Below are 18,501 nucleotides of genomic sequence, written 5' to 3'. Positions count from 1 at the left end.
TGTGTCTAAGAATTGATGCGGGATCGTACGCGCTCGGCTATCCGTCCCATAACGGGATCCCAATTCAATCCTTCATCTTTTCGTCGGATATCTACATCTATCGATGGGAAGAATGGCATGCGATCCGTACCGAGCGAGACCCAGTTTAGTACATGTGGCATTGAATAGCCTTTTCGGCCGAGAGCACCTGTCAGGCTAAGCACCAGATTTTGCGGTGAGACAATGACATCCAGTGCCGAAATCAATGCGACGACCCCATCCAGGTCATTGGTCAGATCAAGGCCTTCGGGCCGCAGGACGCGTACATCGTTTTCTGTTTCGATCCTGGCCAGTTCTTCTGCGTTCTCGTCATATTGCAGGGTAATGAAACGCGCGCCTGGCGATTGAAGGATTGAACCAAGGTTTCCGGCTCCCGGATAGTAAACGGCTCCGAGGTCACGCCCGGCACGCGATCTCCAGCACAAGCCGATCGCTGGACCGGTCCCGTTTTTCGAAAGCCAATCTCTCCAATGTGCGACCCTGTCCGGGTCTGGAACTAAAATGTCGGACTTAGCCGGGAACTGGGTCTGATCCGGGCGGAAAAGTTTTGGCAGGCTGCCGGCTGCGATTTCGTGAGTACATCCACGCTCGCCAACAATTGTCCCATAGTCGGCGGGATGCAGGCGCTGTTCCTGTTTCCGGATGCGGTCGAAAAAGTGGAACTCGGGGAACGAACGCTTAAACAAAGGGCGGAGCCGATCAGTGCATTCGATCGTAATGCTCCCCAGTTCTCCCAGCGCCAACCGTTCCTGCAATTCCGGAAAGCATGTTGCGAACATGACTTCGTCACCGAGCCCCTGTTCGGCATATACCAGCAGATGAATGTCTGGCCCGAAGATGTCCCGGCTCCAAGTTTGTGGTGGAAGATTGCGTGTCATTTTCCGGAGCGGGATCAGGCGGGCTTCATAGAGAGGCCAGCCGCGCGCCATATCGCCGTTGCTCAGCAGATAGATCGCAAGATTGAAAGTGATAACCGGGTTCTGGGAATCGAGGCGCATAGCCTGTGCGCCGTTCGAGATCGCGGCTTCGATCTGGCCAAACCGATAGAGCGCCTGTGCGAGATTTCCGAACGCTTCGCTATCCGCCGGTGCCGCAATCGTTGCCTTGCGGCCGTACTGCATTGCCGCAGCGACTTGATCTGTCTCAAGAAGGGTGGCGGAAAGAGAAGACCAGAGGCGTCCGGCTGCAGGGTTGATGAGCAAGCCGTTCCGTACGGCGCGTTCTGCATCTGCTCGGCGGGTCATGCGGCGCAGCAGAGTGCCGTGATGTTCCCAGTGAGTTGAGTCCGTAGGAGCACGTCTGCATGCCCGCTTAAGGCAGACAAGCGCTTCGGCGTTCTGGCCGAGACGGATCGCGCAACTTGCCTGGCGGGCCCAATAATCGGCTCGCACGGGTTCTGTTATTGAAGCGCGCCGAAACCACAAGAGAGCCCTCGGGTCGTCTGTAGCGTGCGCATAGAGAGTTGCCAGATTACTCAAGACACTGCCGCGTCCGGGCTCAAGCAACAGAGAGCGCCGAAAGGCGCGCACAGCTTCCGGTCCATGCTCCGGCAATCCTGTGCAGGCGACGCCGAGATAATCATACACGGCGCTTTGACCTGCGTCGGAGGCAAGGCAATCCTTGTAATACCCGATGGCGGCCTCAAGATTGCCGGCTCTATGGGAGGCGAATGCGGCTTGAAGTAATGTCGCGCTCATGTCGCTGCTTTTGCGCTGAGCGCGTCGGTGATTTCGGAAACGGTCTTCTCCCAGCTTGCCTCAAACGGTTTTGCAAAGCTTTTGATGCTTGGGAATCCCGGAAAACTTTCCGTGCCGTATTGCACGAAGAGCGGCTGGGGATGGAACAGCCAGGTCTCCGCGCCGAGCGCGCCGCCGATCCAGCCCAATGTGCTGCTGGGGCAGATCAGGACATCGACTGACGAGACAAGTGCCAGAATGTCGTCGAAATTATCGGTCAGGTCGAGGTCCGGCAGGACGGTTGGGGCATGACCTGTCTCGCGCTCGAGCGTTTCTATTTCCGTGCCCCAGTTTTCGCCGTACTGAATTGAGAATAACTGTGCCTCCGGCAGGGCGAAAAGTGGCAGCCATTCTTTCAGAGCAGTATAGTGAACGTCCCGGAAAGCCGAACTTCTGCGTGACCTCCAGGCAAGGGCGACCTTCAGCCCATCGCCGGTTTTGCCGAGCATGTCACGAACTTGGAGAACCCGCTCCGGATCGGGTTTCAGATATGGCCGGGTCTTTTCAAAGTCAGAGAGCGTTCGCCGAAAATAGAGGGTGAGGCTACCGGCATCGATGGCGTAATCGACAGGTTTGTCTTGCGGCAGCCAGTCATATTTCTGCACTGGCCGGAAACCATCTCCAGCTCTTGCATAAGCATGCACCAGCGCTTCAGGGAAGGAGCGCCGGAAGACCGGAAGCAAGCGTTCGTCACATTCGATCACCAGCTCGGCACCCTGCTGCGAGACTTCAGGAAGGATGGACGCATAGAGAATTTCGTCCCCGACGCCTTCCTCGGCACAGACCAACAGGCGCTTGCCAGAAAGCGGTTCTCCCTGCCAGACCGGGGGCAGGCCGATCCGTCGCACCCGATCCGGCGCCTTGTGTCGCCATTCCCGTTCCTGCCAACCTTCTTCCAGATGACCCGCCGCTAGGAGCCGGATTGCATGGCGCAGGTGGATCTGTGGCTCTTCCGGGGCAAGGCGAAGAGCGTTTTCAGAGTGGCGAAGAGACTGTTCCAGCTGACCGGAAAAATAGGCGAGTTCGGCGAGGCCTGTCTCCGGGGCGGCGTAGCCGGGAGCCAACAGGATGGCGCGGCCAAACCATGTGCCTGATTGCGTGTAATGTCGTTGGTTGAAGAGGAGGAAACCGAAACTGTTGGCTGCCTCGGCCAGGATCGGGTTGAGGAGGAGCGCACGCTTCAAGGCACAATCCGCTTCCTCCAGCATGTCCTGGTCCATCAATGTGGTGGCGAGATTGGCATGGCCTTCCTCGCTTAGCGGAGAGAGCGACACGGCTTGCCGATGCGCCGCTTCCGCCTCTGCAACACGACCGTCTTTTCGAAAGGCGTTGCCAAGATTCATATGTGCGTTGGCGTGGCCGGGCTCTTTTCGAACGGCTTGCTGCAGGAAGCCGATTGCTTCGGCCACTGCGCCGCGTTCCTGCAACAGCGCACCAAGATTGGCAAGGGCGTCGACAAAGCCGGGCGATTTGGAGAGAGCGTTTCGGTAGGCGGTTTCCGAGTCTTCCAGCTTCCCCAATGCTTTCAGGATTTGCCCGAGATTACTCAAAAAGTCCGCACGCATGGGGTCGATTTGCAGAGCGGCCTCGACAAGTTGGCGTCCGGTTTCGTGCTGTCCGCCCTGATGCATCAGCACACCGAACAGATGGAGCGCATCCGGCTCACGCGGAGTGCGCCGGAGAACGTGCTGATAGAGCGCGGCCGCCTCCGGCAGGCGGCCCTGCTGATGGTGCGCGAGTGCCTGCTGCATCAGGCTTTGGGTTTCCAGAGTAGCCATGCTTACTTCGTTGTCGGTCCGTTAAGGGCGCCGGGTCAATGAAAACCGGAGCTTAGCTCCTTGGCGGGGCCGATAGAACGTCTGCACGTGACGTGAGTTGTTATCTATGCTCATAGAGATGCCCGCAGAGCGCGAGCCTCGGCGGTTACCGCGTTTGTGACCTGCTTCCAAGGGGCTCCCGCCAGTTTCAAAAAACCTTTCAGGCTTGGAAAACCCGGAAATCTCTCTGTTCCCAAGCGAAGGAAAATGGGGTCGATCCCAAATTTCCAGACCGGCTTGCCGAGGCTTCCGCCAACCCAGGCCAGAGTGCTGCTTGGGCAGATCAGGCAATCGACTGATGCGGCGAGGGCGAAAATATCCTCGAAGTCATTTGTCATGTCGACGCCCTCAAGTACATGCAGGCGTGCTCCGAATTCTTGTCGAGCGTCGGAAATCTCACGCTCCCAGCCGGAGCCGTATTGCATGGAGACGAGCTGTAGTCCTGGCTCGGTCAGCAGAGACTGCCAATCCTGAAGTCGTGTGTAGTGTAGATCACGAAACGGGTTTACGTCCTTTGACCGCCAGGCGAACCCGATCCGTGGCCCTGGTGGCAGCGCTGCCAATTTCTGTTCCATATCACGGACTCTCTCCGGAGATGCGGAGATGTAAGGGCGTTGGTGCTCGTAGGATGCGATATCCGGGCGCAGCAACGCAGGCAGGCTGCCTCCAGCAATAGCGAAGTTGACTGGCGGGTCCTGCGGCAGCCAATTGTAGTCATGTGCTGGCCTGAAACGATCGCCACTCCGTGTGTAGGCATGCACGACGCAGTCGGGGAAGGAGCGCTGGAAAACCTCTAGAAGCCGCGGCGCGCATTCGATGACGACGGAAGCGTTGGCTGACAGCAGATCCGGGATCATCGACGCATAAAGGATCTCGTCGCCCACACCTTCCTCCGCGCAGACAAGCATGCGTTTGCCAGCAAGTGGCTCGCCTTGCCAGCGCGGAGGCAAACCCGGCCGCCGGACTGCATCTGACCGTTTCAAGCGCCATTCGAAATTCCGCCATCCATCTTTGATGTGCCCGGCGGTAAGCAGGCGCATGCTGTGTCTAACCTGAATTTGCGGGTCGTTCGGAGCAAGGGCGATAGCCTGTTCGGAGGCGTTCAGACAGGCGTCTATGTCACCTTCTAAATAGTAAAGTTCGGCCAGCCCGGAATAGGGAGCGGCATAGCGCGGTTGAGCTGTAATCGTCCGCCTGAACCACCGACGCGCTTCATCGAAAGTAAGGGCGGTGATGCCGAGAAAAGCGTAGCTGTTTGTGGCTTCGATCAGGGCGGGGGCGGTCACCAGGCACTTTCGCAATAGTGTACGCGCGGCGTCATGGTGGCCAAGATCAATCCGGCTGGTCGCCTCGGCAAGCAAGGCTGCAGGATCCGCAGGACTCAGGCTGAGCAGATGGCGGAAAAGCGGTGCCGCCGCGACAACCCGACCATTTGCGCGCCGGGCCGCTGCAAGGTCCTGAACTGCGATGGGATCGGACGGATCGAGCGTCAGTGCCATTCGGAAAGCGGCATCCGCATTTTCGTGCTTTCCGAGATGATGAAGAATCCGTGCCCTGTTGCTGCGGAAGCTGGCTTGTTGTGGGGCTATGGCGATGGCGGCATCGACGAGTTTCAGGCCCTCCGCGGATTTGCCCGCCTGATGCAGCAGGAAGCCGAGCAGGTTCAGGGCATCGGGATGCTGAGGAGATGCTTTGAGAACCTGCTGATAAAGCGGCGCTGCCCCTGTGAGATCGCCAGCCTGATGCTTTTGCAGAGCCTGGTGCAGCATCACCTGCGTGTCGTCACCCGTCATGCTGGCTCGTGAAACCCTGAACCATGTCCGCTGCCAGCGGCTCGCCACGCGTCAGGGCGCGGGTTGCCGTCTTCCCGAGCACGCTCTTCAGGTGCCGCGGCAGCATGCCGTTTGAGGGTCGAATGGAGCGGACATTAGCACGTGTGAGTTCTTCTCCCTCGGCGATGTCCGCGACCACGTAAAGCGAGCGCCGCATCGGCAGGGTGATCAGCTCGGCGGCGGTCGGCCGGTAGTTCGGCTGGCCGATGGCTGCGTGCACCGAGCGCAGGTCTTTGACCAGCTGAGCGAGCTCCGCCGGTTCCAGAGAGAAAGCACTGTCGACCCCGCCATCGGCTCTGCTCAGGGTGAAATGCTTCTCGACCAGCACGGCGCCAACGGCGACGGCGGCAGCGGCAACGATATTGTCCAGTGTGTGGTCCGACAGCCCAATGGCGACATCGAGGCGTTTTGTAAGATCCGTGATGGTCGAAAGATTGGCTTGATCAACCGGTGTCGGATAGCCACTGGTGCAGTGCAGGACGAGGATCTCCGCCGCCCCGGCGGCGCGGGCGGTGGCGACCGCTTCCTCGATTTCCTCGAAACTGGCCATGCCGGTGGAGATTATCAGCGGTTTACCGGTCCGTGCACATAGCTCGATCAGATCGAGATCGACGATCTCCGGTGAGGCGATCTTGTAGGCGGGCGCATTCAGTCGCTCAAGTAACTCAACTGCCGTCGGATCGAACGGTGCAGAAAACAGAGTGATGCCTTGATTGCTGGCATGGGTGAACAGCTCCGCGTGCCAGTCCCATGGTGTATGGGCCTCTTCATAGAGTTCGAAGAGCTTGCGGCCTTTCCAGAGGCCGTCCGTGAGCAGGAATTCGGGGCCGTCATGATCGATGGTAATGGTGTCGGCGCGATAGGTCTGAATCTTTACCGCATCGGCACCCGCCGCCTTGGCGGCATCGATCAGAGCAAGGGCGCGCTTGATATCGCCATTATGATTGCCGGATAGCTCCGCCACGATATAAGGCGTGTGATCCGGCCCGACCGGGCGTCCGTTGATCTTGAAGGTGCTGGCCATGGTTCCCGTGACTTGGCGATGTGAAGTCGCCAGAATAGCTTTTTTTACCGTGGGATAGAAGGGATGGCGGCAGGGTGAGTCCGGGGATGCTGGCAATTCGCGCCGACGCGGACGCGGGGATTGGTCTCGGCCATGCCATGCGCTGCTTCGCGCTGGCGGAGGCGTGGTGCGCGCAGGGCGGTGAAGCCGTATTTTTCTCCGCTGCAGCACTGCCCGATCCGGTGCTTGCCCGGCTCGACGGTGCGGGTATCGCGCATCGGGTGTTTGCCTCACCGGATGATGGGCGTGAGTTTGCCGACGCGGCGACAGGGATTGGCGCCCGCTGGCTGGTTGTCGACGGATCCTTCGCGACGCCCGACTATCTCGAAAGGGTTCGGAATGCGGGCCTGCCAGTCCTGTTGATCGACGATGAGGGCTCGGCGGAGCGCTATCCCTGCGACCTGTTGCTGAACCAGAATGTTCAGGCCACGTCCGGTGACTATGCCGGGCGCACCGAGGCGAAGATCTTGGCCGGTCCCGGCTTCGCCCTGATCCGTGCTGACATGCGCGAGACCCTTCAGCTCCGCACGCTCCCGGAGCGACCGCAGCGTATTCTTGTGTTGGTAGGCGGCGCGGACCCGGGCGGCCATCTTGAAGCGCTGGCGGAAGCGGCGGCGACAGCGCTGCGGCAGGCCACCATTGCTGACGGCCATGTTGATGCGGTGATTGGACCGGCAAGCGCATGGCGGGCCCCAGCGGACACTGATCCCATGATCACCTATCATCGCGGCGTGAAGGATATGGGCACCCTTATCGCGAAGACGGACCTTACGATTTCATCCGCCGGCTCCACGGTCTGGGAGTTGTCGCTGTTTGGCACGCCCATGATCCTCGGCGCCAGCGTTCCGGTGGAGGAGCCGGTTGGGGCGGGCATGGCGGCCCGGGGCGCTGCGCTTTATCTCGGCCGCTTTTCTGATTGCCCGGCGGAGCAACTGGTGGCGGAAACTGTCAGGGTGTTGCAAGATTCAGCCGTGCGCCGAAAGCTGTCCGCCGCCGCATCGGCTCTTGTTGACGGGGGCGGGGTGGAACGGGTGATTGACGCCATGCTGGGAATTGAGGCGGGGACGGGAATTCCGTGAAAACTGTTGTGATCATCCAGGCGCGCATGACGTCGACGCGCCTGCCCGGCAAGGTGCTGAAGGAGGTCCTCGGGAAACCGCTTCTTGGCTATCAGCTCGAACGTATCGCTCGCTGCCGGACGGTGGATGAGATCGTCGTCGCCACCACGGTGAACGCGACGGACGATCCGGTGGCAGAATTTGTTGAGAGCGAGGGGCTGCGCGTCTGGCGCGGCTCGGAAGCAGACGTGCTGTCTCGCTATGCCGGAGCGGCGGAAATGGCGGGCGCCGATCTTGTCGTGCGGCTCACGGCCGATTGCCCGTTGATCGACCCGGCGCTTGTGGATCAGGTTGTTGCGGCGCTGCGGGACAGTAACCCGCCGCTCGACTATATTTCGAACACGACCCCGCGAACCCTGCCCATGGGGCTCGATGCGGAAGGTATCCGGGTTACGGCCCTGATGGCTGCGCACCGTGAGGCCGAGGCCCGGCAGGAGCGCGAGCATGTCACGCCCTTCCTCTACAATCACAAGGAAAGGTTCGCCTGCCACTACCTGCTGCACGAGCCGCCGATCACGGGACATCGCTGGACGGTGGATCACCCGGAGGATTTCGAGCTGGTCCGGCGCATTCTCGAAGCGCTCTATCCGGTGAACCCGGCCTTCACCTATCAGGATGTGCTGGCAGTGCTGGAACAGCACCCGGACTGGCCGCTGATCAATCGCGGGGTCTATGAACGCCCCCAACCCGTGAAAAATGACAGCGGCGCCTATCCCGAGCAGGCTTGAGCCGCCGCTAAACCGGAGTAACCCGATGACGGACATCTACCGCACCGAGCAGGAAGCCTTCTGGGCCGGATCCTTCGGCAATGCCTATATCGACCGGAATCGGGACGCCGCCATCCTGGCCTCTCGCACGGCGATGTTCACCCGCATCCTGTCGCGGGCGGGGACGGTCGGCTCGGTAGTCGAGTTCGGGGCGAATATAGGCCTCAACATGCTGGCCCTCCGCACCCTGCTGCCGGAAGCGAAACTCTCCGCCATCGAGATCAATCCCGAAGCGGTGAAGATCCTCAAGATGCAGGAGCGGCTGAATGTTCATCACGGCTCGATCCTTGAGCCGCAGGTGGAGACGCCGCACGATCTTTCTTTCACATCCGGTGTGCTCATCCACATCAGTCCCGACGCGCTGCCGAGCGTCTATGACAATCTCTATGCGGCCAGCGGTCGCTACATCGCGCTGTCGGAGTATTACAACCCGGCTCCGGTTGCGATCCCTTACCGGGGGCACGACGACCGGCTGTTCAAACGGGATTTCGCCGGTGATCTGTTGGACCGGTTCCCCGATCTGAAACTGGTCGATTACGGTTTCTGTTATCACCGGGACCCAAATTTTCCGGCGGATGATATGACCTGGTTCCTGCTGGAGAAGCGCGGATAGGTTTTGAATTCTTTAAATCAACGCTCAATTGATCTTGATGGGTTGTATTTAGAAATTGTAACTTTCCCGTAAAGGGGGAGTTTTGATGGAGATTAGTCTACCTCATCAGGTGATTTACGATACTGAGGAGGCTTCCTCCGTATCAGACGTCGTTGACTCTCTCTTGGCGACAGAGCAAGCGGCAAAAGAGGCGGCCGTAATATTATCCAGCTTAATAGATGGATTTAGGGTCCGTCGTATAAATATTTCTGTGAGTCGTGTATCCCAGCAAAGCCCGCTACGCGAATTATTCACTGTTGCTTTGCTGATTGCTTATCAAGACGATCTAAATGCCGCTGTTCCGAAAGGAGTGGAAGAAATTCTTGGCGTGGATCTTCCAGATGGGCACAGCACGCTCATAACAGTAGTAACTTTGGTGGTTTTGTTTTACGGAGCGGATTTCTTGATTAAGCGACTTGGTCGCTTGCTTGATTCAAACGGAGTCCGGTCGCAGTTGGATCAGCTTATAGGAGAATTGGCGCAAGCGACTGGAAAACCTGAGGAAACAATCCGCGCTACGTTAGAATCGAGATATTCGGGAAGGCGAATGGTTAGCCTTGGCCGGACAGCTTTAAGATTTTTTGCTCCGAGCAAAAATCAGCGAAATGCAGAAATAATCATAGGTACTAGATCAATTCCTTCAGATATCGTCGCTCAAGTTCCGGGCGATACAGCTGAAGAGGTACTTACACCGGATGAAACGAGCGAGCAGCTTCATGATGTCGAAATAGAATTGCACGCACAAGACGTCGATTATTCGAAGCGTGGATGGGCAGCCGTAATTCCCGAACTATCTCCTGACAGAATGCAGATGCGAATTTTCCCGCCAACGCGTCCAGAAGATATTTGGACAAAGCAGAAAATTCGAGGCGATGTTATTGTAGTCTACCAAATAATCGGAGGAGAATCGAAGCCTCGAGAATGCCATTTGGTGAGGTTAACGGGTTGAATATTCAAAATAATTCCTGAGAATAGGCCCCTCTTTAACAAGGGGGGCCTATTTGTTTTACTCCGCCGCCTCGATCCGAACCTTGGAGCTCTGCGCTGACGCTTTGCCGTTGATAATCAGCTTGCCGTCTTCCGCCGTCACCTTCACGTGGCTGCCGTCGAGGATGCCACCTTCCAGGATCTGGTTGGCCAGCGGGTTCTGAAGCGAGCGCTGGATCACCCTTTTCAGCGGCCGGGCACCATAGACGGGGTCGTAGCCCGTATCGGCGAGCCAGCGCAGGGCCGCCTCGTCCAGGTCGATGGTGATCTTGCGGTCTTCAAGCAGTTTCCGGAGGTTGCCGAGTTGGATATCGACGATATGCGTCATGTTCGCGCGGTCGAGCCTTGAGAAGAGCAGTGTCTCGTCGAGCCTGTTCAGGAATTCTGGCCGGAAAGCCCGGCGCACGACCTCCATCACCTGCTCCCGAACCGCATCGACCGTCTCGCCTTCGCCCTGGGCCGCGAGGAACTCGGAGCCAAGGTTGGAGGTGAGAATGATCAGCGTGTTGCGGAAATCGATTGTCCGGCCTTGCCCATCCGTCAAACGGCCGTCATCGAGTACCTGGAGCAGCACGTTAAAGACATCAGGGTGTGCCTTTTCGACTTCATCAAACAGCACGACTTGATAAGGCCGACGCCGCACAGCTTCGGTCAGGGCACCGCCCTCGTCATAGCCGACATAGCCCGGAGGCGCCCCGATCAGACGGCTGACCGAGTGTTTCTCCATGTATTCGGACATGTCGAGGCGAACCATGGCGTGCTCGTCATCGAACAGGAATTCGGCGAGCGCCTTGGTCAGCTCCGTCTTGCCAACGCCGGTCGGGCCGAGGAACAGGAAAGAGCCGATCGGACGGTTTGGGTCCTGTAACCCGGCACGAGCCCGGCGAACGGCGTTGGAGATGGCGGAAACAGCTTCGTCCTGGCCGATCACCCGCGCATGCAGGTTTTCTTCCATCTGAAGCAGTTTCTCGCGCTCGCCTTCGAGCATCTTGTCGACCGGAATTCCGGTCCAGCGTGAGACGACGGAAGCGATATCGCGGTCCGTCACCTCTTCCATGACCATCTTCTCGGCTGATGCGTTCTCAGCCTGACCTATGGTCGCTTCAAGATCTGGGATGACGCCATACATCAGCTCGCCGGCCTTCTCGAAGTCGCCTTGCCGTTTTGCGTTATCCAGCTCCTGCCGGGCTTTTTCCAGCTTCTCTTGCATCTTCTGGACGCCGACCACGACTTCCTTCTCGGACTGCCAGCGTTCGGTCAGCTCGGCAGACGTCTTCTCAAGCGCGGCCAGCTCGCCTTCGAGTTTCGATAGGCGGTCCTTGGATGCCTTGTCGGCTTCCTTCTTCAGAGCTTCCTGTTCGATCTTGAGCTGGATGATCTTGCGGTCAAGCTCGTCGATCTTCTCTGGCTTGGAATCCACTTCCATACGCCGGCGCGATGCTGCCTCATCCATCAGGTCGATAGCCTTGTCGGGCAGGAACCGGTCGGTGATGTAGCGGTTGGAGAGGTTCGCGGCCGAAACCAGCGCGCTGTCGGTGATCCGCACGCCGTGGTGCAGCTCGTATTTTTCCTTCAGGCCACGCAGGATCGATATGGCGTCGATTACGTTTGGTTCCTCTACGAAAACCGGCTGGAAGCGACGGGCCAGTGCTGCGTCCTTTTCGATATGCTTGCGGTACTCGTCGAGCGTCGTCGCTCCAACGCAGTGCAACTCTCCACGGGCGAGGGCAGGTTTCAGCATGTTGGAAGCGTCCATCGCGCCTTCCGCTGCACCGGCACCGACCAGCGTGTGCAGCTCGTCGATGAAGAGAATGATGTCGCCTTCGGAATGGGAGACTTCCTGCAATACGGCTTTCAGACGCTCCTCGAACTCACCCCGGAACTTGGCGCCGGCGATCAGCGCGCCGAGGTCGAGCGTCAGCAACCGCTTCTGTTTCAGCGGCTCAGGCACGTCCCCGTTCACGATACGCAGCGCCAACCCCTCAATAAGAGCGGTCTTGCCGACGCCGGGCTCACCGATCAGCACCGGGTTGTTCTTGGTCCGGCGTGACAGAACCTGGATGGTTCTGCGGATTTCCTCATCCCGGCCGATCACCGGATCGAGCTTGCCCGAGCGGGCGGCCTCGGTCATGTCCTGGGTGTATTTTTCCAGCGCTTCATAGGCATTTTCGGCCGTAGCGCTATCGGCCTTGCGGCCTTTTCGGACGTCGTTGATGGTCTGATTCAGCGCCTGCGCCGTGAGACCGGCATCCTTCAGGATGCGGGCCGCCGCGGTGCCTTCTGCCATGGTGATGGCAAGCAACAGCCGCTCCACCGTAATGAAGCTGTCTCCGGCTTTTTCGGATATTTCCTCAGCCTGGGTAAGCAGGCGAGCCGTTTCAGGGGCGAGATAAACTTGCCCCGCGCCACTGCCTTCGACTGTCGGCAGCTTGCCGAGTTCGGCTTCGACTGCGATCTGGGCTGTTTTCGCGTTACCGCCCGACGCGTCGATAAGCTTGGCGCACATGCCTTCCTTATCGTCGAGCAGGACTTTTAGCAGATGTTCGGGGGTCAGGCGTTGATGCCCGGCTCCGGTTGCATAGGTCTGCGCCGATTGCAGAAAGCCGCGCAGGCGCTCCGAGAGTTTTTCGAAATCCACGGTCGTCTCCTTCGTACCGCAAGGTTGCCGATACAGCTCTGTGTGCCCCAATATGGCGACACGCGAGCCTCTTTTCGGAATGCACGGACGATCATTACAGCATCGCCGATTGCGTTCCGTCTTGGAAGGGGGCCGGACCCGATAGCGGCGTCCGGAACCCGCACTCCAGATATAGGGAGTGGATGGGGCATCGCAAGTGGTGGGAATGCGAGTTGACAGGCTTTCGAAGCTATTTATTGTGCGGTGCAGTATGGGAAAAATCAGTGCGATATACAGGTTCCCGGTCAAGGGTATGACCGGAGAATCTTTGGAGAGCGTGCCGCTGGAAGCGGGGCGCATGCTCCCGAACGACCGTCGTTTTGGCATTTTGCACGGCGCTTCGGCGCGGCGCGCGGAGGCCGGAGACCGGGATTGGAAGGCGAAAGCCAATTTCCTGCAACTGGCGCAAGCAGAGAAGCTGGCTCAACTCGAAGCACGCTTCGATGACGAAACTGCGATCCTGCAAATATGGCGCAAAGGCCGGAACGTCTCTAGCGGCAAGCTCACTGACGTCAATGGACGGACGGTCCTCGAACAGTTCTTCGCCGCCTTCATGACAAAGGAAAGCCGGGGGCAGCCCCGGATTGTTGAAAGCGGCGACCAGCCCTATTCCGATGTGAAGGTTCCCTTCGTCTCGATCATCAATCTGGAAAGTGTCCGTGATCTTGAGCGCGTTGTCGGCCGGCCGGTCGATCCGTTGCGCTTCCGGGGTAATCTCGTGATTGAAGGCGTCCCGGCTTGGGAAGAATTCACCTGGGTCGGAAAGACGGTGAAGGTTGGAGATGCCGAATTCCAGGTTGCCGAACGGATTGGTCGTTGTCCGGCAACCAATGTCGATCCGGCGACGGCCCAGCGTGATCTTACGATCCCGCGGGATCTGCAGAACGGATTTGGCCACACCGATTGCGGTATCTATGTCGATGTGACCGGTGGTGGCATGATCCGTGTCGGTGAAGAGATCACCGTTCTCTAGTTTCTGGACTGGTGGGAAAAGCGGACTTTCTGTTGGTGGATCAGCTGAGCATGCGGAGCCTGAGGGTAGAGGATGCGGTGAAAGTCGCCGCCCTCACGGTGCAGCTCGGATATGAATTGGAGCCGGAAGCAGCCAAGGCGCGTATCGCTGCGGTTCTTGGGGTATCCGGTCATCACGCCTTCGGCGCTTTCTCCGGGGATTTACTGCTTGGTTTTCTGCATTGCTTTCAGGCCCCAACGATCGACAAGGGGATGATGTTGCGCGTGCAGGCGCTCGTCGTTGATGAGCAAGCGAGGGGCAGCGGAGCAGGGCGTGCCCTCATGATCGAGGCGGAGCGGCTGGCTCGGGAGCTCGGGTGTGCAACCGTGTTCCTGTCGTCGAATGAGCGTCGGACCGGTGCTCATGCCTTTTACGAACGCATCGGATATCAGCGTTCTTCGCCATCCTATTCGTTCACAAAGCAGATCCTCGCACAAAGTAGATCCAGGCGCTGACCTGACACCGTCGCATAAAAAAACCGGCCGCCATTGCTGACGACCGGTTTTTTGAAATCGTTGTGGCTATACGCCTATCAGTCTTCGCCGGCCAGTGGCAGAGCGGGTTCGACTGCTTCGACAACCTTGCGCGGACGGCCGCGACGGCGGACCGGCTTTGCTTCCGGTTCAGGACTGTCAGCGGCAGCTTCTTTAGCTTCTTTCGGCGCCGCTTTTGGCGTACCGCTTTCACTGGCACCAAGCATTGCCCGAAGCGCAGAATCATTATCCGCTGCAGGAGGGGCGGCATCCTGCTGAACAGGTGCAGGTGCGGTGCGGCGGCGGCGCGGCTGACGCGGTGCACGTTGTTCCGGCTCGCTCGGCTGTCCACCGGTTTGCTCTGCGGCTTCGGCGTCCTGACGTCGTTCGCTTCGGGTCTTCCGCGCCGGAGCCGGTTCTTCGTCTGACGACGGTGTTGCCGGAGGCTGGGGTGATGAAGACTGAACCGGACGCACTTCCACGACATTACCCGCATCGCTATCGTCTTCTCTGCGGGAGTCGTCGTTACGCGGCGGATTGTCGGGCTGCTGCTGCCCGTTATCCTGCTGCGCATTCTTGCGGGCTTCATTCTCTTCGTTGAAAGCGCTGTAGATGCGGAAATAGTGGTCCGCATGCTGGAACAGGTTTTCAGCCAGCAGCCGGTCTCCTGAGGTAGAGGCATCCCGGGCAAGCGTCAGGTACTTTTCGTACACTTGATGCGCATTGCCACGGATCCGCACGTCTGGGCCGTTGCTGTCGAAGGTCTGATTTCTGTTTGGGGTGTTCGGGCGACGATTGTTGTTATTTCCGCCGCGACCCCGCCCACGCTTCTGATGGGGACCTTGTCTCATGATTGATTCTTTGCCGTTTTAAAAGGGTGCCAAATGGGCTCCCATGCCAAAACACCGATCCACACCACGTGCGCGACCGAAACATCCAGTGCATCCGGTAGGACCAAGTCCAAGCCGATGCATTCATCTCATAACCAGGATGGTTTCCTGCAACAGACCTGCCCCCTCCGGCCTCTGTTGCATAAGAAGAGACTAACTGTTTGGGCGCGGCATTCCAAGTTTTAATTCCTCTATCGCAACGCAGCGATAAGGGGCGTACAGCTAGAGTCGGCGCACCAGAATGCAGCGCTCGATGCCCGCCAAATCATTCCGGAAGCCACCCACGATGAGGCCTGAAGCTTCCATGATACGCAAGATATCTTGCCCCTGGCCTTCTCCAAATTCGAGCACTGCGAGACCGTCTTCGCCGAGTAGGGAGGGCAGGGATTCCGCTATGTTACGATATGCGTCGAGGCCATCCACGCCGCCGTCTAATGCTTGTGTCGGGTCGTGCAATTTTACTTCTGGTTGTAATTGAGAAATGTCGGATGTGGGAATATACGGGGGGTTGGAAAGTACGATATCGAACGGTCCGTTCACATTGTCTGCCCACCGGGAACAGATCATTCGTGCGCGGCTGGAAAGACATAGTTTCTCTGCATTTTTACGCGCAATTTGGACGCACTCTGTGTCGATGTCGACACCCACACCTTCTGCATTCGGAAATTCGGATAGTGCTGCCAGCAGGAGGCAGCCGGTTCCAGTGCCGAGATCTAGTATGCGGTAAGCGCGGTTGCGGTCCGGATGCAGCTCGAGAACGGCATCAATCAGAGTCTCGCTGTCCGGGCGCGGATCAAGGGTGGCTGGTGAAAGATCGAACTCCAGGCTCCAGAATTCACGGGAACCGAGAATGCGGGAGACGGGCTCCCCACCGATCCGGCGCGCCAGAAATCCAGCAAAGTGGGTGCGCTCCTCCACCGTAACCGGATTGTCTTCCCGGCCATGCAGCCGTCCTTCCACGCCGAGGGCATGGGCAAGCAGTAGCCGCGCGTCGAGCCGGGGATTGTCGTTGCCTTCCGAAGCCAAACGCTGCATTGCGGCCTGCAGCAGGGCCGCGACGGTCTCTGTCTCGTGAGTAGCGTTCCGGGTCATCAGCTCATTGAGGCGAGGCGGGCGGCCTCGTCTTCCGCGGTCAGGGCGTCGACCAACTCGTCGAGAGCTTCTCCGGCTATCACCTTTTCTATCTTGTAAAGGGTCAGGTTTATGCGGTGATCGGACACGCGGCCCTGTGGAAAATTATAGGTCCGGATACGCTCCGATCGATCCCCGCTACCGATCTGATCCTTGCGATCTGCCGCCCGTTCGCTGGCGAGGCGCTGGCGTTCATGATCGTAGAGCCGGGCGCGCAGGATCTTCATTGCCTTGGCCCGGTTCTTATGCTGCGACTTCTCGTCCTGCTGGGAGACCACGATGCCGGAAGGCAGGTGGGTGATGCGGACCGCGCTTTCCGTTGTGTTGACGTGCTGTCCCCCAGCGCCGCTGGCCCGGAACACATCGACCCGAAGATCCTTGTCCTCAATGTGGAGATCGACATCCTCGGCTTCCGGCAGCACCGCGACGGTCGCGGCGGAAGTATGGATCCGGCCACCGGACTCTGTCACCGGCACCCGCTGCACCCGGTGCACGCCGGATTCAAACTTGAGACGCGCGAAGACCGAGCGGCCGGTGATCTCGGCAGTGGCTTCCTTGTAGCCGCCGATATCGTTCTCGGAGATCTCCATGACTTCGAACTTCCAACCCTTCTGGGCAGCATAGCGCTGATACATGCCGAACAGATCGCTGGCAAACAAAGCGGCTTCATCCCCGCCGGTGCCGGCCCGGACTTCGAGGATAGCGTTCTTCTCGTCCGCTTCGTCTTTCGGCAGCAGCAAAATCTGAACGACGTGCTCAAGCTCTGGTAGGGATTTCTCTAGCCGCTGCACCTCGTCGGCGGCCATGTCCGCCATGTCCGGATCTTCAAGCAACTCGCGGGCATCGGACAACTCTTGGCGCATGCCATTCAACTCGGTCACCTTCTGGGCGATAGGCGCCAGTTCCGAAAGCTCTTTCGATAGCTTGGCGATGTCTGAGCTGTCGCCGGAGGCCAAAATGGCTTCCAGTTCCTTGTGACGGGCCAGCACGCGTTCCAGGTTTGCCTGCAAGCTCACAGGTCGTCTCCTTGTTCTTGGTCGAGACCGAACAGCTCCTCGAGAGTGGAGAGAGTCCGGTCGTCCAGATTGTCAATTGCCGCGAGGTGCCGGAGATGTTCCGACGGGCCGTGCATGATGCGCTTCAGCAGCAGGCGCGTTGCGTCTTCGGCGGATAGGTTGGGCTGCTCCGCATGCAGGGTGTTCCGCATGCCCTCAAGATGGGTCCGCAGCCGTGCAATTGAGGGGGCGGCGATGCGTCCGCTCTGATCTGAGAGAAAGCGGGCGACTGCCGCGTCGATTAGCTCTCGGGCCGCTTCGGCCTCGGCGCGACGAGCATTCTTGCCTTCGGCCGCGGACCGTTCCAGGTCTTCCAGATCGAACAGGAATGCCTCGTCGATCCTGTTGACCGCAGGATCGATATCGCTCGGGACCGAGAGATCGACCAGAAAGACCGGCCGGTAGCGGCGTTTCACCAGCGTTTGTGCAATCATTTCTTCGGTCAGCTGGGTCCGGCCTTCCCCGACGGCCGCGATGACGATATCGGCATCGACAAGTGCATCCGCAAGGCTGTCCATCGCGCCATGATGAGCCCCTATGGATTTGGCCGAGGCTTGAGCGCGCCGGGCAATACAGTCGAGCACCGTGACGGGGGTGCCGTGACTGTTGTGAAGCTGCTCCGCCAGAATGAGGCCAAGCTCGCCCGAGCCAAGCAACACCGCGCGTGTCCGCTCCAATGCGCCGTGCACGTCGCGGGCAACAGAGAGGGCGGCAGCGGCGATGGAGACCGGCCCTTCGGCGATGCGGGTTTCCCGGCGCACCTGGCGAGCGGCTTCGAAGGCGGCGCTCATGGTCGCGTCGAGTAACGGACCTGAGGATTTCAGGCTGCGTGCCAGCCGGTGCCCTGCACGCATTTGCCCGAGTATTTGGGGCTCCCCGATCACCTGGCTGTCGAGAGAAGCGGCGACGCGAAAGAGATGGCTCACCGCATCCCCGCCGACATGCCGGTAAAGCAGAGGCTCCAGCAGTGCCGGGTCAAGATCAACCGGGGCACAGAGGATCTTGGCGATGATGCTGCGCGCTTCTTCCGGATTGGGGAAGATGCCGGCGACCTCGACCCGGTCGCAGGTCGAGAGTGGCATGGCTTCCTCAACGCCGAAGACCCGGAGCGAGCGAAGCACGACCGGCAGCTCCTCGTCGGCGACGAAAAGTTGCTCACGAATGGCATCGGGACAGGTCCGGTGGTTGACGCCGACGACGGCGAAGCGGTGCAGATCCTGAAAAAGCGGGGAAGCGGAGCGGTCCGCCAACG

Annotated in this window: 15 protein-coding genes; 6 read left to right on the top strand and 9 right to left on the bottom strand. The window is 59.3% G+C overall.

The window, feature by feature from the left end:
• Positions 1–5: 5 nt before the first annotated feature.
• From ABJ076_RS04535 to pseI, 4 genes are all read right to left on the bottom strand, one after another.
• Positions 6–1,736 carry a tetratricopeptide repeat protein gene (locus ABJ076_RS04535; protein ID WP_348190331.1) on the bottom strand — a complete coding sequence of 577 codons (1,731 nt, stop codon included), beginning with the start codon at positions 1,734–1,736 and terminating at the stop codon, positions 6–8.
• Positions 1,733–3,553 (bottom strand): tetratricopeptide repeat protein, encoded by a 1,821-nt coding sequence (locus tag ABJ076_RS04530; protein WP_348190334.1) that lies wholly within the window; start codon positions 3,551–3,553, stop codon positions 1,733–1,735. Before ABJ076_RS04530 ends, ABJ076_RS04535 begins: the two co-directional genes overlap by 4 nt.
• A 110-nt stretch (positions 3,554–3,663) precedes the next feature.
• Positions 3,664–5,385: a tetratricopeptide repeat protein gene (locus ABJ076_RS04525; protein WP_348190337.1), complete on the bottom strand. Its 1,722-nt coding sequence runs from the start codon at positions 5,383–5,385 to the stop codon at positions 3,664–3,666.
• Positions 5,375–6,448: a pseudaminic acid synthase gene (gene pseI / locus ABJ076_RS04520; RefSeq protein ID WP_348190340.1), complete on the bottom strand. Its 1,074-nt coding sequence runs from the start codon at positions 6,446–6,448 to the stop codon at positions 5,375–5,377. The genes ABJ076_RS04525 and pseI overlap by 11 nt, the downstream gene beginning before the upstream one ends.
• An 86-nt stretch (positions 6,449–6,534) precedes the next feature.
• Here pseI and ABJ076_RS04515 point away from each other — a divergent pair, with 86 nt between their 5' ends.
• From ABJ076_RS04515 to ABJ076_RS04500, 4 genes are all read left to right on the top strand, one after another.
• Positions 6,535–7,566: a hypothetical protein gene (locus ABJ076_RS04515; RefSeq protein WP_348190343.1), complete on the top strand. Its 1,032-nt coding sequence runs from the start codon at positions 6,535–6,537 to the stop codon at positions 7,564–7,566.
• The gene (locus ABJ076_RS04510) at positions 7,563–8,333 is read left to right on the top strand and encodes a glycosyltransferase family protein (protein WP_348190345.1); all 771 of its coding nucleotides are present in this window, start codon (positions 7,563–7,565) and stop codon (positions 8,331–8,333) included. Before ABJ076_RS04515 ends, ABJ076_RS04510 begins: the two co-directional genes overlap by 4 nt.
• Before the next feature lie 25 nt (positions 8,334–8,358).
• Entirely contained in the window at positions 8,359–8,985 is a 627-nt protein-coding gene (locus ABJ076_RS04505) for a pseudaminic acid biosynthesis-associated methylase (RefSeq protein ID WP_348190347.1), read from the top strand.
• Positions 8,986–9,067: 82 nt separating this feature from the next.
• The gene (locus ABJ076_RS04500) at positions 9,068–9,973 is read left to right on the top strand and encodes a hypothetical protein (RefSeq protein WP_348190349.1); all 906 of its coding nucleotides are present in this window, start codon (positions 9,068–9,070) and stop codon (positions 9,971–9,973) included.
• 57 nt (positions 9,974–10,030) lie between these two features.
• Here the strand turns inward: ABJ076_RS04500 and clpB are convergent, their stop codons facing one another.
• Entirely contained in the window at positions 10,031–12,649 is a 2,619-nt protein-coding gene (clpB, locus tag ABJ076_RS04495; protein ID WP_348190352.1) for an ATP-dependent chaperone ClpB, read from the bottom strand.
• 205 nt (positions 12,650–12,854) lie between these two features.
• On the opposite strand from clpB, the gene ABJ076_RS04490 reads away from it, so the two are divergent.
• Together ABJ076_RS04490 and ABJ076_RS04485 are read left to right on the top strand one after the other, a co-directional pair.
• A complete protein-coding gene (locus ABJ076_RS04490; protein ID WP_348198874.1) occupies positions 12,855–13,661 on the top strand; it encodes an MOSC domain-containing protein in 807 nt (268 codons plus the stop codon).
• A 35-nt stretch (positions 13,662–13,696) separates the two neighbouring features.
• The gene (locus ABJ076_RS04485) at positions 13,697–14,155 is read left to right on the top strand and encodes a GNAT family N-acetyltransferase (RefSeq protein ID WP_348190549.1); all 459 of its coding nucleotides are present in this window, start codon (positions 13,697–13,699) and stop codon (positions 14,153–14,155) included.
• A 77-nt stretch (positions 14,156–14,232) separates the two neighbouring features.
• Here ABJ076_RS04485 and ABJ076_RS04480 read toward each other — a convergent pair whose 3' ends face one another.
• From ABJ076_RS04480 to hemA, 4 genes are all read right to left on the bottom strand, one after another.
• Entirely contained in the window at positions 14,233–15,024 is a 792-nt protein-coding gene (locus ABJ076_RS04480) for a DUF4167 domain-containing protein (protein ID WP_348190357.1), read from the bottom strand.
• 261 nt (positions 15,025–15,285) lie between these two features.
• Positions 15,286–16,155 (bottom strand): peptide chain release factor N(5)-glutamine methyltransferase, encoded by an 870-nt coding sequence (gene prmC, locus ABJ076_RS04475; RefSeq protein WP_348190360.1) that lies wholly within the window; start codon positions 16,153–16,155, stop codon positions 15,286–15,288.
• Positions 16,155–17,210 carry a peptide chain release factor 1 gene (gene prfA / locus ABJ076_RS04470; protein ID WP_348190362.1) on the bottom strand — a complete coding sequence of 352 codons (1,056 nt, stop codon included), beginning with the start codon at positions 17,208–17,210 and terminating at the stop codon, positions 16,155–16,157. Before prfA ends, prmC begins: the two co-directional genes overlap by 1 nt.
• Positions 17,207–18,499 (bottom strand): glutamyl-tRNA reductase, encoded by a 1,293-nt coding sequence (hemA, locus tag ABJ076_RS04465; protein ID WP_348190365.1) that lies wholly within the window; start codon positions 18,497–18,499, stop codon positions 17,207–17,209. The genes prfA and hemA overlap by 4 nt, the downstream gene beginning before the upstream one ends.
• Positions 18,500–18,501 lie beyond the last annotated feature (2 nt).

This window comes from Nisaea sp., from assembly GCF_039990255.1.
Taxonomy (GTDB): Bacteria; Pseudomonadota; Alphaproteobacteria; order Thalassobaculales; family Thalassobaculaceae; genus Nisaea.
The sequence above is the reverse complement of the archived record's forward strand: the minus strand, read 5'-3'. Positions and strand labels throughout refer to the sequence as shown.

Coding starts and splice junctions, on each gene's coding strand:
- ABJ076_RS04535 (WP_348190331.1), bottom strand. CDS start 1,736: ATGAGCGCGACATTACTTCAAGCCGCATTCGCCTCCCATAGAGCCGGC.
- ABJ076_RS04530 (WP_348190334.1), bottom strand. CDS start 3,553: ATGGCTACTCTGGAAACCCAAAGCCTGATGCAGCAGGCACTCGCGCAC.
- ABJ076_RS04525 (WP_348190337.1), bottom strand. CDS start 5,385: ATGACGGGTGACGACACGCAGGTGATGCTGCACCAGGCTCTGCAAAAG.
- pseI (WP_348190340.1), bottom strand. CDS start 6,448: ATGGCCAGCACCTTCAAGATCAACGGACGCCCGGTCGGGCCGGATCAC.
- ABJ076_RS04515 (WP_348190343.1), top strand. CDS start 6,535: ATGCTGGCAATTCGCGCCGACGCGGACGCGGGGATTGGTCTCGGCCAT.
- ABJ076_RS04505 (WP_348190347.1), top strand. CDS start 8,359: ATGACGGACATCTACCGCACCGAGCAGGAAGCCTTCTGGGCCGGATCC.
- ABJ076_RS04490 (WP_348198874.1), top strand. CDS start 12,855: ATGCGAGTTGACAGGCTTTCGAAGCTATTTATTGTGCGGTGCAGTATG.
- ABJ076_RS04480 (WP_348190357.1), bottom strand. CDS start 15,024: ATGAGACAAGGTCCCCATCAGAAGCGTGGGCGGGGTCGCGGCGGAAAT.
- prmC (WP_348190360.1), bottom strand. CDS start 16,155: ATGACCCGGAACGCTACTCACGAGACAGAGACCGTCGCGGCCCTGCTG.